This window comes from Paracoccus shandongensis (assembly GCF_017315735.1).
Lineage (GTDB): Bacteria > Pseudomonadota > Alphaproteobacteria > Rhodobacterales > Rhodobacteraceae > Paracoccus > Paracoccus shandongensis.
Map to the genome: position 1 here is coordinate 35,842 of NZ_JAFLRK010000003.1, position 12,787 is coordinate 48,628.

Consider the following 12,787-nt stretch of genomic DNA (forward strand, 5'->3'; position numbering starts at 1 on the left):
TGTCAGGCGTATGCGCCGACCGGGTGGCGGGCCACGAAATGCTGCGGGCCGACCTGGGCCAGGGGCGCGACAAGCGGCGGGTCGTCCACGCGGCGCATGGGACTGGGGATCTCGCCCTCGATCAGGGGGCGCTCGCGGTTTCGCGCCGCGGGGGATGCGACGGGCACGGCCGAAAGCAGGCGCCGCGTGTAGGGGTGCTGCGGGTTCTCGAAGACCTGTCGGCGGGGGCCGATCTCGACGATCTGGCCAAGATACATCACGGCCACGCGGTGGCTGACACGCTCCACCACGGCCATGTCGTGGCTGATGAAGACATAGGCCAGCCCGCGCTTGCGCTGCAGTTCCATCAGCAGGTTGATGACCTGCGCCTGGATCGACACGTCCAGCGCAGCGACCGCCTCGTCGGTGATCAGCACGTCCGGCTCGCCCGCCAGGGCGCGCGCGATGCACACCCTTTGCCGCTGCCCGCCCGAGAACTCGTAGGGATAGCGGTGCGCGTGCTCGGGCTTCAGCCCCACATCGCGCAGCAACTCGGCCACGCGCTCGTCGACAGCGCGCCCCGATGCCAGGCCATGCGTCAGCAGGGGCTCGGCAATGGAAAAGCCCACGGTCAGGCGCGGGTCCAGAGAGGCGAACGGATCCTGGAAGACATACTGGATCTTGCGGCGGACGGCCTTGCGCTCGCCCGGGGGCAGCTTGAAGATGTCGCGGCCCTGGTAAAGCACCTGGCCTGACGTGGCCCCCTGCAGCATCATCAGCGTGCGCCCGGTCGTGGACTTGCCGCAGCCGGACTCGCCCACCAAGGCCAGCGTCTCGCCCTGCCGCAGGTCGAAGTTCACCCCCTCGACCGCATGGACCCGGCCGGAGACGCGCGACAGCAGGCCCTTGCGGATGTCAAAGCGCGTGACCAGGTCGCGCACCTGCAGCACCGGCGCCTCCGAGGTGACGGTGTCCTGGGCCGGATAGTCCTGGAACCCCCCGGCGCTGCGATAATCGCCGCCGTCCTTCAGCAGCGGGAAGGGGCGCGGCAGATCCTGCCCGCTCAGCGCGCCAAGCCGGGGAACCGCCGCCAGCAGCGCGCGGGTATAGGGATGGGCCGGGGCCTCGAAGATGTCGTGGACGGTGCCCTCCTCGACCTTCTCGCCATGGCGCATGACCAGCACGCGGTCCGCCACCTCGGCCACCACGCCCATGTCGTGGGTGATGAACAGGACCGCCATCCCCATCTCGTCCTGCAGGATGCGGATCAGGCGCAGGATCTGGGCCTGGATCGTCACGTCCAGCGCCGTCGTCGGCTCGTCCGCGATCAGAAGGCGCGGCTTGCAGGACAGCGCCATCGCGATCATGACCCGCTGCCGCATCCCCCCCGACAACTGGTGGGGGTGGCGGTCGAGGATGCTGGACGCGTCGGGGATACGGACCTTTTCCAGCATCCGCAGCGCCTCGGCCCGGGCCTCGGCGGGCGTGCAGTCCTGGTGCAGGCGCACCGCCTCGGCGATCTGCTCGCCCACGGTGAAGACCGGGTTCAGCGAGGTCATCGGCTCCTGGAAGATCATCGCCACATCGTTGCCGCGGATGGCCTCCATCTGCGGCAAGGGCACCTGGGTCAGGTCGCGGGCCGTGCCGTCGCGGCCCACAAGCCGCACCGACCCGCCGGTGATCCTGCCCCCGCCGAATTCGACAAGGCGCATGACCGAAAGCGAGCTGACCGACTTGCCCGAACCTGATTCGCCCACCACGGCCAGCGTCTCGCCCGCGCGGATCTGGAAGGACAGGTCCTTGACCGCCCGGAAGGTGCCAGCCTCGCCGCGGAACTCGACATTGAGGCCCTCGACGCTGATCGTCGGAGCCAGCCCATCCGGTTGTGCTGTCATTGCTGTTCCTTGGGATTCGCAGGGGACGAGGGCTCGTCCTTGTAGAGATAGGGAAAGATCAGGCGCGTCATGGCGGTCGCGTCGGACGTGCTCTGGTAACGGGCCGTCAGCAAGGCGGCGATGGTCTCGAAAAAGGCAAAGCTGGCCAGGGCCGAGCTGTTGAGCACCGGATGGCCCGCAGGAAGCAGGATGGTGTCGTCGCACAGCGCGCAGAGCGGCGACTGCGGGCCATCGGTGATCCCGATGCACGGCACCCCCGACCCCCGCGCCAGGCGGACGAATTCCACCGTGGCGACCGAATAGCGCGGCAGCGTCATCGCGATCAGCAGGTCGCGCGGCCCCATGCGGCCGATCAGCCGGGCCATCCGCTCGTGCCCGCCGGTGCCGTCCAGAAGAAGCGGGTTGCGCAGAAACGGCTCGGCCAGGCCATGAAAATAGGTCATGCAGCGGGCGCTGCTGCCAAAGCCGAGAAGGCCGACCTGCCCTGCTGCAACCATGCGGTCGGCCAGCGCCTCGCATCGGGCCACGGGAAGATCCGCCAGCCCCTCGATGTTGGCGCGCGCCGAGGCGAGCGCCGAGCCGATCACCTCGGCGCTGGAGGCTTCCTGGGCACGGCTGACATTTTCAATGGGACGCAGCAGATCCTGATAGCGGCGGACGGCAATGGCGCGGAACTCGGCATAGTTCCTCAGCCCCAACTGGCGCACGAAGCGCGTGATCGTCGCGGCGGAAACCGAGGCGGCCTCGGCCAGATCCTCGATCCCCATGGTCGCCACAAGAAACGGATTGGACAAGGCGTAATCACCGACGCGCTGCTGATTGGGCGTCAGGTCCGCCCAATGCGCTTCGATGATCTGTCTCAGGTCCGTCATCTGCCGACTTCTTGTTTCCCTCGCACCCGACAGTAGCCGAGGAAATCGGGCTTTGTGAAACTTTTATTTTCACAAATTCTGCTTCGCGCGTATTTTTTTTCAGACTGTTTCAGGTGTGCCTGTATTTTGACCATCCCGAAGCCAGTCCGACAGAAGGGGCCGGGTGGCGCCGTTTCTGCCTTCAACCGCAGTGGCGGCGCACATTGCGTTCAGGATGGCTTCCTGGGTCGCCTCGCAGGCCGCGCGGAACGCGTCGTCGATCCGCCTGTCCGCCATCCGCTCCACCTGGCAGACATCCGCCCGGGGATGGTGCGGAACCCGGTTGCGGGTCGTGAAGCCAAGCACAATATCGCCGCTGCCATTCCCGTAGAACGCCCCGAGCCGCGCGATCCCCGCCCCCGCCCGGCGGCAGACACGCGCAAGCTGGCGCTGGTCCAGGGGAAGGTCCGTGGCCAGAACGACGATGATGGAGCCCTTTTCGGTTTGGGCCATGCTGCGCGGATCCGGCCGCCGCCCGTCCGGCAGGACCAGATCGCCGGCCTTGCCGAAATTGGCCAGCACCAGCGCGCCCAGGACATGCGCGGACCCTTGCAGCAGGATCCGGCGCGACGCGGTGCCGATCCCGCCCTTGAAGCCGAAGGCGATCATGCCTGTTCCCGCCCCGACCGACCCTTCCGCGACATCTTCCCCCGCCGCCTCGATGGCACGCAGCGCATCCTGCTCGGTCACGGCCATGGCCTGGATGTCCGACAGCACGCCATCGTTGCATTCGCAGACAACCGGGTTGACGGTCGATGTCTCGCGCCCGATGTCGGGGCGCTGCGAAATGGCCCGGCGGATCAGGGCGTTGCTACAGGTGCCGACGCCGAAGGTGTTTGTCAGCAGGATCGGTGTCTCCAGGGTGCCCAGTTCGGCCACCTGAACAAGGCCCGCGCTTTTTCCAAAGCCGTTGATGACCTCGACGGCTGCGGTCAGCTTGTCGCCGAAAAGATCGCCCGGCTGGGGGATGATTGCCGTCACGCCCGTGTTGATGTCCCCGGATGACAGCGTGACATGCCCGACCTTGACGCCCGGCACGTCGGTGATGGCATTTCGCGGTCCCGCGGGCATGATGCCCGGCGCGATACCGAACTCTCTTGATCTGGACATGGGTTTCCTTGTGCATCAGCGTGGGCGGCATGGTGGCCCACGGGTGCCCGTCCCTCATCTCACCCAGGGGGCAAGGTCAAGATGCGTGGCATTGCCCCGCTGTCGGCCCGGCTGACGCGCAAAGCAGTTGGAGAAGGACGACGACCGCTGACAGCGCCCCGGCCTTTGCTACCGCCGGAACGGAAAGGCATGAAGGAAGCTTCATCGTTTTCAACTGCGTCATGGCGCGACCCGCAAGCCGGGACCGCCAGCGAACCGGGCATTCCGCACCCCGTTCGTGATCTGCCGGCCTTCTAGTCGATGCCTGCCTGCGCGGGCGCATCTTCCGCCGCCCCGGCATCCTCGCCCCCCGGCGTCACGTCAAGAACCGAGGCGTGCATGGTGATTTCCACACTGTCCTTGCAGTTTTCCATGCAGGGCTCGACTGAGAAGACGGGGTATTCGGTTTGCGGGCGGTCGTCCTCGATGAAGCCCTGGGCATTGGGCAGCCGGACCTGGGTGAAGTTGTCCTTCGACAGGACGAAATCCTCCTCCACAAGGTCGTTGGAATAAAGCAGATAGGCCGTGATCGCATAAACCTCGTCCGGGGTCAGGATCCGGGCATTGCCGAAGGGCATCGAGTGATGCACGTAGTCCCACACGGTCGAAAGATGCGGCCAGTAGCTGCCGATGGTCTTTTCGGGATCCTCGCGGTCCAGCGTGCCCTCGCCCCCCGCCAGCGACGGCCAGTTGTCCAGCCCCTCGGCAAAGTCGCCATGGCAGGCCGCGCAATGTTCAAGATAGATTTCCTCGCCCGTCATGACATCGCCCGACCCTTCCGGCAGGCCGGTGCCGTCGGGGCTGACATCCATGTTCCAGGCCGCGACCTCCTCGGGCAGGGCGGGACGCCCCAACCCCAGCGGCCGGACGGCGGCGGGGGCGTCCTCCGCCGGCGCCGGGGCCTGTGCCGAAACAGGCCCCGCGGCAAGGGCGATCAGCAGGGCGGCCGCTTTACGAGACTTCGACATTTTCCGCGCTTCCGTCCTTCTTGATCCACCAGGTCTGGATGCCGTTGTTGTGGTAAACCGAGTTCTCGCCCCGGATCTCGCGCAGCGCGTTCTTGGTGGGCTGCACATAGCCCGTTTCATCGACGGCGCGCGATTGCAGCAGCATCTCCTCGCCGTCCCAGACGTGATCCAGATAGAAGCGGGTCATCGCCTTGGGCACGCCGGGCTGCGCCAGGCGGGCGGTTGTCCAGTTCCGGCCGCCATCCACCGACACGTCCACCCGCGTGATCGCCCCGCGCCCCGACCAGGCAAGCCCGGTGATGACCAGCGGCCCCGGGCCGTGCGTGATGCCGACCTGCGGACTGGGCGCGGTCACGACCGATTTCGCGTCCATCACCCAGGTCCACTTGCGCGAGATCCCGTTGGCCAGCGTGTCGGTGTATTTCGACGTTTCCTCGCGGCTTTCGACGGGACCGGCCGTCACCTCGATGCGGCGCAGCCACTTGACCCACAGGTTGCCTTCCCAGCCGGGCACCACAAGGCGCGCGGGATAGCCATGTTCCATGCGCAGCGCCTCGCCATTGGCCTTGAAGGCCACCATCACGTCGTCCATCGCCTTCTCGATCGGGATCGAGCGGCCGTTGGACGAGGCGTCGGCCCCTTCCACGAAGATCCACTTGCCCTCGGGCCTGACGCCCGCCTCGGCCAGCAGGGTCTTCAGCGAGACGCCCACATATTCCATGTTGTGGATCATGCCATGCGTGAACTGCGAGCCGTTCAGCTGCGCGCCCGCCCATTCCATGCCCGAATTGGCGGCGCATTCGCAGAAATAGACGCCCTGCGTGCGCGGGAAGCGTTCCAGATCCTCATAGGTGAAGACCAGCTCGCGGTCCACCAGGCCGTTGATCATCAGGCGGTAGTCGGGCTTGGCAAGCTCGATAGCGCCGGAATGGTGCCGCTCGAAGGCGCAGCCCGCCGGGGTGATGGTGCCGTCCAGCTGGTGGATCGGCGTGAAGTTGATCGAACTGATCGTGTCGGCCGTCAGCCAGGACACGTTGCGGCGGATCACGTCGGATTCGAACCGGATGGGCAGGCCATAGGGCGTGGCGTCCACCCCCTCGCCCGAATAGCGCGCCCAGTCCTGCACCTCGGTGATCAGCGGGTCGGGTGCGCCTTGTCCGCGCGCGGCGGACACGGCTGCGGGCAGGGCCACGCTTGCGGCCAGTCCCGCGCGCATGAAAGCCCGGCGGCTGGTCGTTCCCGGTCTGTCGGTCATGCGAGCCACCTCCTTCACAATCCCTTGACGGTGATGCCAGAGACGGGCGCGTCCTGCCCCGCCCCTCCGGTCTTGCGGATGTGGTCCTCGACCACGTCCCAGATCTGCGGCCCTTCGGTGCCTTCGTTGACCGAGGCCCATCCGCCGACCACATAGCTGCGGGCCGGTTCGATGGGGACGTCCCCCGCGACCAGCCGCAGGTCGGTGATGCGGCTGCCCATCGGCGCGGCCGGGTCGATCGTGTAGGCCAGCCCGCCCACGCGGACCATGTCCCCGCCCTGCTGGTAATAGGGATCGGGGTTGAAGATGTTGTCGGCCACGTCCTCCATGACCGTCTTCAATGTCTCGCCCGTCATCTCGGTGCGGTAGCACTGGCCATAGGTCATGGAGGTGACGGAATGGATGTCCTCGCGCGTGATGTCGCCCGGCAGGACCGAGGCGCCCCAGCGGACCCCGGGGGACAGCGCGATCTCGGCGTCGCGCTCCTCAAGGATGGCGCGGCAGATCAGGTCGTCCCAGGTGCCGTTGAAATTGCCGCGCCGGTACAGAAGCCTGTCGGTCTGGCCGACCACGGTGCCCAGATCCGCCTTGAAGGGCGCGCGGATCTCCTCGATCAGCGAGGCCATCTCGGGATCGGGGGCGATCACGTCGGAAAAGACCGGGATCAGCTTGTGGCGGAAGCCCGCCATGCGGCCGCCCTGCACGTCCAGATCGACGCGGCTGACGAACTTGCCATGGCTGCCCGAGGCGACGATGATCGTCTCGCCCACCAGCACCGGCTCGGGCACCGCGTCGTGGGTGTGGCCCGACAGGATCACGTCGATGCCCTTCACCCGGCCCGCCATCTTGTGATCCACATCAAAGCCGTTGTGCGACAGGCAGACGACCAGGTCGACGTTCCGGGCGCGCAACTCGTCCACGACCTCCTGCATCCGCTCCTCGCGGATGCCGAAGCTGTATTCGGGGAACATCCATTTCGGGTTGGCGATGGGCAGATAGGGGAAGGCCTGCCCGATCACGCCGACGGCCAGGCCGCCCTTCTGGATGATCTTGTAGGGCTCGAAGGCCGGCTCGTCCCATTCGGCGTCATAGATGTTGGCGCCCAGGAACGGGAAGTCGCACTTGTCGATCAGTTCCTTGACCCGCTGGGTGCCAAAGGTGAATTCCCAATGGCTGGACATGGCCTCGACGCCCAGCAGGTTCTGCACCCGGACCATGTCCTCGCCCCCGGTCCTGAGGCTGGTATAGCTGCCGTGCCAGGTGTCGCCGCCATCCAGAAGGATCGCGTCGGGCCGGCTGCCCCGGATCGCCTTGACGATCGTGGCGATGCGGTCGAAGCCGCCCATCCGGCCATAGGTCCGGGCCAGCGCCTGAAAGTCGGGATAGGTCAGGGCATAGGCCTCGGGGCTGCCCGGGGCGATGCCGAACATCTTCTGGAAGGTCTCGCCCACCACATGCGGGACGCGCCCGGCGGCCCCGCCCACGCCGATATTGGTATCGGGTTCGCGGAACCAGACGGGGCGCAGATGGGCATGGGCATCGGTGACGTGGATCAGCGTCAGGTTGCCGAAGTCGTCGAATTGCAGCAGCCGGTCCTGCGTCAGCGCCTGCTGCGCCATCGCGCGCGACCAGTTCGACAGGCCCAACCCGGCAAGGATCGCCGATGTGGCCAGACCGGCCTGTAGAAATTCCCTGCGCGAAGCCATGGTTATCTCATCATATTCGGATAATTGCACATATCGGTCGTGGTTGATCAGCCGCGGCGCCAGGCCGCGGCCGGTTCAGTGCCGCACGGCCGGGGTCTCGACGGCCAGGCCGTTCCCGCGCGAGGCCACGTAAAGCTCCAGTTCCCGGAACTCCTGGCTGCCCGGCTCGAAAGGCACCCCGCGCGTGTCGCGGATGCAGCCGACGAACCGCTGATGCGTGGACACCGCGCCCTGGTCCTTGAGGCGGTACAGCGGAAAGCCGTTGACCTGCCCCTGGCTCAGATGGTCCGAACGGATGTTGTTGCCGAAATTGTCCTCGTGGCAATTGGCGCAGGACATTTCCAGTTGGCCGTAGCGGGTGTAATACATCTCCTTGCCCTTTTCCCAGAAGGGCGCGGCCTCGCCGTCGATCTGGACCGCCACGGGCATTCCCCGGCTTTGCAGGCCGATGGCGGCGGTCATGTTCTTCATCTCCTGGCTGTTCCAGCCCCAGGCCTCGGCGCCCATCCGGTTGGTGCGGCAGTCGTTGACATGGTTTTCCAGCGACCAAAGCTCTCCGCCCGCGTTCACGCGGGGCAACCGGGCGCGCAGGCCCTTCATGCTGTCCTCGATGGCGTTGTGGCAATCGGCGCAGGACTTGCCCGCGGTCCCTTCGGGCGTTTCCCAAGCCTCAAGGCCGGCATCGACAAACAGGAACATCGGGTTGTCGAAATCGTCCTTCTGCATGGCGCGCGTGTCGGTGTCGCGGAACAGCCAGCCCGAATAGACGGTATCGCCCAACGCGCCCCCCAGGTGATCGGGCGCGGGCGCCTGCGTCGCCAGTTCCTGTTCGCCATTGACGACCAAAGGGTCGTCCCGGACCGGATCCGCCCGGGCGGCGGTCAGGGCAAGGGACGCCGCCAGAACCGTCGCGGCCTTTACAACATGGTGCAGCTTCATCTTGCCTTGTTTCCTCCCTGGCGTTGCCGGACCGCGCCACCCTCCATGGACGCGGACGGACCGGGCCTGGAACCCGGATTCAGGACACCTCGACCTTGTGGGCGTCCTCGTAGACCGAGCCGTCGTCGTCGTACCAGGTGAACTTGAATTCCCCGGTTTCCGGCACCCTGGCGTCGAATTCGAGATAGGGATTGGTGCTGATCGCCGGTTCCAGCCTGGCGTCCAGCACCATCTGCCCGTTGAACTCGGCCGTGAAGCGGTTGATGATCGAGCGCGGGATGACCTTGCCGTCCTTGTCCTTGCGCTGGCCCGATTCCATGGGATGCGAGATCAGCGTCTTGATGGTGATCACCTCATCCCTGGATGCGGTTTTCGGGACGCGGACGCGCGGTTTGACGTTTTCTGCCATGTTTCCGTTCCTTTTCTCTGGATCAGCCGCCGCAACCGCCGATGGTGACCTTCACATTCGCCGCCGTGCGCACGAAGCTGCCGTCGGCCAGCTTGGCGATGGCGACGATGTCCTGCGTCTTGGCCAGGCGGATGCGGGTCGCCGCGTCCTGGCTGGCGGCCAGGGGGCCGAAGCTGAACCGCGCCACGCCCGGCGTGGGGTTTTGCGTGGCGATCAGCAGGATCTCGGCCGCACCCGGCGCCTCGACCGAGATCGGGACCGTGTTGCCGTTCTCGGCGATCTCGGGCGCGGTCAACTTGACCCCGTCCCCCTCTGCCACCTGGGCACCGCCGGTGAACTCGGCGATCATCTCGTCTGCTGTCTGGGCGGGCGCCGCAGCCGCCGCGTCCTGCGCCCGCACGGCCACCGGCAGCATCGCCAGCCCGGCAAGGCCAGCGCCCGCAGCCAGAACCCCGCGTCGTGAAATGAGCATGTTTTCCTTCCTTCCTTGTCGCATTCCAGGCACCCCGACGGGGCGCGGCTGGTTCATTCCCTGAGCGTCATCAGATAGGCGACGACATCCTCGACCTGCTGGGCCGACAGGATCGGCATGATGTCCTCGGGCTTTTCGGGGGGCTTCGCCGTATAGGCGACGCCGGGGCGGATGAAGGGCCCCACCTTGTACATGCCCGGCATGAAGGAGTCCGGGAACGTGTGCTTGGCATCGACCACGATCCCGCGCAACTGAGCCTCGGTCCAGCGGTCCGCCGCGCCGTCAAGCTGCGGGCCGATATTGCCCTGGAAGGGCACCTCGGGCATGGCCTGGACCGCATGGCAGGCGACGCAGTTGCCCAGGGCGTTGGTGGTCATGACGACCTTGCCTTCCTCGGCGTTGCCGGGCGCGCCCGTCAGCGACCGGGCAATGGACCCGTCCTCGGCCCAGGGCACGTCGCCGGGCAGGATTTCCGCCATCGCCGGCGCGCCCAGGCCGGCCGCCACAACCGTAAGCACCAAGATATGCCGCATCTGCCCCCCCCGCACAGGCATGGAAGCCGCTCTCCCTTGCGACTCATGCTGGGATCACTCTAGGGTCTTTGATCGCGGAAGCAATGCTTATATTGCAATAATTGAATACTTGGCGAAGCACCGGCCGGACGGGCCGCGCAGCAGGAAGGACATCCATGAGCGGATCGGAAGGCATCGCGCGCTTCGGCCTGGGAAAACTGCTGTTCGGCCGGGCGGACGCCCCCGCCCCGAGCCCCGCCGCCGCGCCCCCGGAAACGGCCGCGCGCTCGGCCGCGATCGAGGAGGCCGCCAACATCTTCAAGACCCTCGGGCACGAGGGGCGGCTTCTGATCCTGTGCCACCTGGCCCAGGGCCCCAAGAGCGTCGGAGAGCTGGAGGGGATGCTGGACGCGCGGCAATCGGCGGTCAGCCAGCAGCTTGCGCGGCTGCGGATCGAGGGGCTGGTCACGGCGCGCCGGGACGGCAAGACGATCTTCTATTCGCTCAGGGATCCGCGCATCGGCGAATTGCTGATCTGCTATGCGCGCATCTTCGGCGGCGAAGACCGCCGGGAACCTTGACCGGCGCGGCCATGACGGCGGATATCGCGGCGGGATTGCAGGCCGGAGCCGTCGGGGTGGGCGTGGGCGTCCTTCTGGGCTTCTGCGCAAGGCTGGGCGATTTCTGCACGCTTGGCGCCCTTGAGACCGCCCTGATCGGCAGGGACTTCCGCCGCATCCACATCTGGAGCCTGGCGCTTGGCGTGGCCATCCTGACGACCCATCTGGCCGATGCCCGGGGCCTGATCGACATCGGCCGCAGCCTGTATCACAGCATCGCGTGGAATCCCGTGGCCAGCGTCGCGGGCGGGCTGCTGTTCGGCTATGGCATGGCGATGGCGGGCAATTGCGGCTTTGGCGCGCTGGTGCGCGCGGGCGACGGCGACATCCGGTCGATCCTGATCGTGGTGGTCCTGGGGATCGCCACCTATGCCACGCTTGCGGGGCCGCTGGCGCCGCTGCGGGCCTTCATCTTCCCCCAGGCCGAACAGCAGGGGCGGTCCGGGATGGGCGAGGCATTGTCGGCCGTGACCGGCCTTGATCCGGCCTGGCTGGCCGCGGCCCTGGGCCTGGCGCTGATCGCGGCCGGGTTGCGCCATCCGCAGGTGCGCCATTCGGCGGTGACGGTGATCTGCGCCACGGGGGTCGGATTGTCGGTCGTCCTGGCCTTCATCGGCACCACGCTGGTTTCGCGCCTTGGCATGGAGGCCGTTCCGATCGAAGGCCCGTCCTATACCGCCCCGGTCGGGCGGACGATCCTGTATCTGATGACCGCGACGGGAACGCTGCCGTCCTTCTCGGTCGGGCTGGTGTCGGGCACGCTTGCGGGCGCGGTGGCGGGGTCGCTGTGGCGGCGCAGCTTCCGCTGGGAGGCCTGCGACGATCCGCGCGAACTGGGCCGCCAGCTGGGCGGCGCCATCCTGATGGGAATCGGCGGGGTCGTCGCGATGGGCTGCACCATCGGCCAGGGCCTGACGGCCACCGCCCTGCTGGCATGGTCCGGCCCCGTGACGCTGATGGCGATCGCCGCCGGAGCCTGGGTGGGCTTGCAGCGGCTACTGCTGTCAGGGGATCCCTAGCCTTCCGGCTATTCGACCGCGGTATCGACCAGCCGGGTCAGCATCTCGTTCACGGGCTTCATCGTCTCGCCCGGATAGGTCCGGTGGCCGACCATGACCTTGCCCGGTTCGTCCGCCATCTCATAGACGAAGATCGTGTAGGGGCAGTGCCGGATATTGGCCGGATCGGCCTCCATCACCTCGCGCGACACCCTGGCCGAACAGAAGCTGAAGATGTCGGCATGGGCGAACAGATCCCGGGCGCCGCCCACATCCTCCTTGGTGCGGGCCAGCATGTCGCCCACATGGCTGGTCAGGTCGATCACCAGCCCCTCGTTCGTGATGCCCTGTTCGACGGCAAAGGACACATCGTCAAAGGGGGCATCGACCGTGCGGACATAGGCCCCGCCCTCGGCACCGGGCGACGGCGCATCCTGCGCGGCCGCCTGCCCGTGGGAAAGGGAAAGAACCAGAAGCGCGGCGCAGGCCTTGGGGAAAGCGGTCTTGATCATCGGCTCATGTCTCCTGCTGTCATGACGCGGGGGGATTACGGTCCGGTTCCTGCCGGATCGGAAGGGGGTGCGGGGGCCAGCCATCCCGCGTCGCGCAAGAGGCGGTCCAGCAGAACCCAGAAGAATTCGTCGCCCGCATAGCCCTCGATCCGGCCGACCTCGGTTCCCCCGGACAGCAGCACGAAGGTGGGCGTGAAGGCGGGGGGCCGCCCGGTCAGGGTCACGCCCGGCGGCAGGGGGGCCTTGATGTCCAGCCGATGCAGCGGGGCGGCCTGCCCTTCTGCCGTCCTGGGATAGGCAGGGCCGATTTCCTCGCTCCACTGCCTGCAATAGCCGCATCCGTCGCGCTCGAACATCAGAAGCTGGAACTGCCCCGCCGCGGCAACGGCGGCCCACAGCATCGCCAGAACCGCGACCATGGCGGCGGGACAGGATCGGGCCAGGCGCAGCTTCAGGGACACA

The 12,787-nt window shown here is 67.1% G+C and carries 13 protein-coding genes and 1 pseudogene; 2 read left to right on the top strand and 12 right to left on the bottom strand.

Going from position 1 to position 12,787, the window contains the following annotated elements:
- Positions 1-2 precede the first annotated feature (2 nt).
- From JX613_RS03815 to soxX, 10 genes and pseudogenes are all read right to left on the bottom strand, one after another.
- Complete coding sequence (locus JX613_RS03815) at positions 3-1,874, bottom strand: ABC transporter ATP-binding protein (RefSeq protein WP_207100145.1); 1,872 nt, start codon at positions 1,872-1,874, stop codon at positions 3-5.
- Positions 1,871-2,746: a MurR/RpiR family transcriptional regulator gene (locus tag JX613_RS03820; RefSeq protein ID WP_207100146.1), complete on the bottom strand. Its 876-nt coding sequence runs from the start codon at positions 2,744-2,746 to the stop codon at positions 1,871-1,873. Before JX613_RS03820 ends, JX613_RS03815 begins: the two co-directional genes overlap by 4 nt.
- Positions 2,747-2,845: 99 nt before the next feature.
- On the bottom strand, positions 2,846-3,895 hold the full coding sequence (locus tag JX613_RS03825; RefSeq protein WP_237168340.1) for a DmpA family aminopeptidase: 1,050 nt from the start codon (positions 3,893-3,895) through the stop codon (positions 2,846-2,848).
- Positions 3,896-4,200: 305 nt separating this feature from the next.
- Positions 4,201-4,902: pseudogene (locus tag JX613_RS03830) on the bottom strand (c-type cytochrome); the annotation flags it as partial.
- Complete coding sequence (gene soxC / locus JX613_RS03835) at positions 4,886-6,157, bottom strand: sulfite dehydrogenase (RefSeq protein WP_207100148.1); 1,272 nt, start codon at positions 6,155-6,157, stop codon at positions 4,886-4,888. The gene soxC and the pseudogene JX613_RS03830, both read right to left, overlap by 17 nt.
- A gap of 14 nt (positions 6,158-6,171) precedes the next feature.
- Entirely contained in the window at positions 6,172-7,863 is a 1,692-nt protein-coding gene (gene soxB, locus JX613_RS03840) for a thiosulfohydrolase SoxB (RefSeq protein ID WP_207100149.1), read from the bottom strand.
- 75 nt (positions 7,864-7,938) lie between these two features.
- The gene (soxA, locus tag JX613_RS03845) at positions 7,939-8,802 is read right to left on the bottom strand and encodes a sulfur oxidation c-type cytochrome SoxA (protein ID WP_207100150.1); all 864 of its coding nucleotides are present in this window, start codon (positions 8,800-8,802) and stop codon (positions 7,939-7,941) included.
- A gap of 79 nt (positions 8,803-8,881) precedes the next feature.
- Entirely contained in the window at positions 8,882-9,211 is a 330-nt protein-coding gene (soxZ, locus tag JX613_RS03850; protein ID WP_207100151.1) for a thiosulfate oxidation carrier complex protein SoxZ, read from the bottom strand.
- Between the two features lie 22 nt (positions 9,212-9,233).
- The gene (soxY, locus tag JX613_RS03855; RefSeq protein WP_207100152.1) at positions 9,234-9,683 is read right to left on the bottom strand and encodes a thiosulfate oxidation carrier protein SoxY; all 450 of its coding nucleotides are present in this window, start codon (positions 9,681-9,683) and stop codon (positions 9,234-9,236) included.
- 53 nt (positions 9,684-9,736) lie between these two features.
- Positions 9,737-10,216, bottom strand: coding sequence for a sulfur oxidation c-type cytochrome SoxX (soxX, locus tag JX613_RS03860; RefSeq protein ID WP_207100153.1), 480 nt, complete (start codon positions 10,214-10,216; stop codon positions 9,737-9,739).
- A 155-nt stretch (positions 10,217-10,371) separates the two neighbouring features.
- Between soxX and JX613_RS03865 the strand changes: the two genes are divergently transcribed.
- The gene (locus JX613_RS03865; protein WP_207100154.1) at positions 10,372-10,776 is read left to right on the top strand and encodes an ArsR/SmtB family transcription factor; all 405 of its coding nucleotides are present in this window, start codon (positions 10,372-10,374) and stop codon (positions 10,774-10,776) included.
- An 11-nt stretch (positions 10,777-10,787) separates the two neighbouring features.
- The gene (locus JX613_RS03870; protein ID WP_207100155.1) at positions 10,788-11,834 is read left to right on the top strand and encodes a YeeE/YedE family protein; all 1,047 of its coding nucleotides are present in this window, start codon (positions 10,788-10,790) and stop codon (positions 11,832-11,834) included.
- Between the two features lie 8 nt (positions 11,835-11,842).
- Here the strand turns inward: JX613_RS03870 and JX613_RS03875 are convergent, their stop codons facing one another.
- A complete protein-coding gene (locus JX613_RS03875) occupies positions 11,843-12,325 on the bottom strand; it encodes a DUF302 domain-containing protein (protein WP_237168341.1) in 483 nt (160 codons plus the stop codon).
- 35 nt (positions 12,326-12,360) lie between these two features.
- Complete coding sequence (locus JX613_RS03880; RefSeq protein ID WP_336512262.1) at positions 12,361-12,786, bottom strand: thioredoxin family protein; 426 nt, start codon at positions 12,784-12,786, stop codon at positions 12,361-12,363.
- Between the last annotated feature and the right edge of the window lies 1 nt (position 12,787).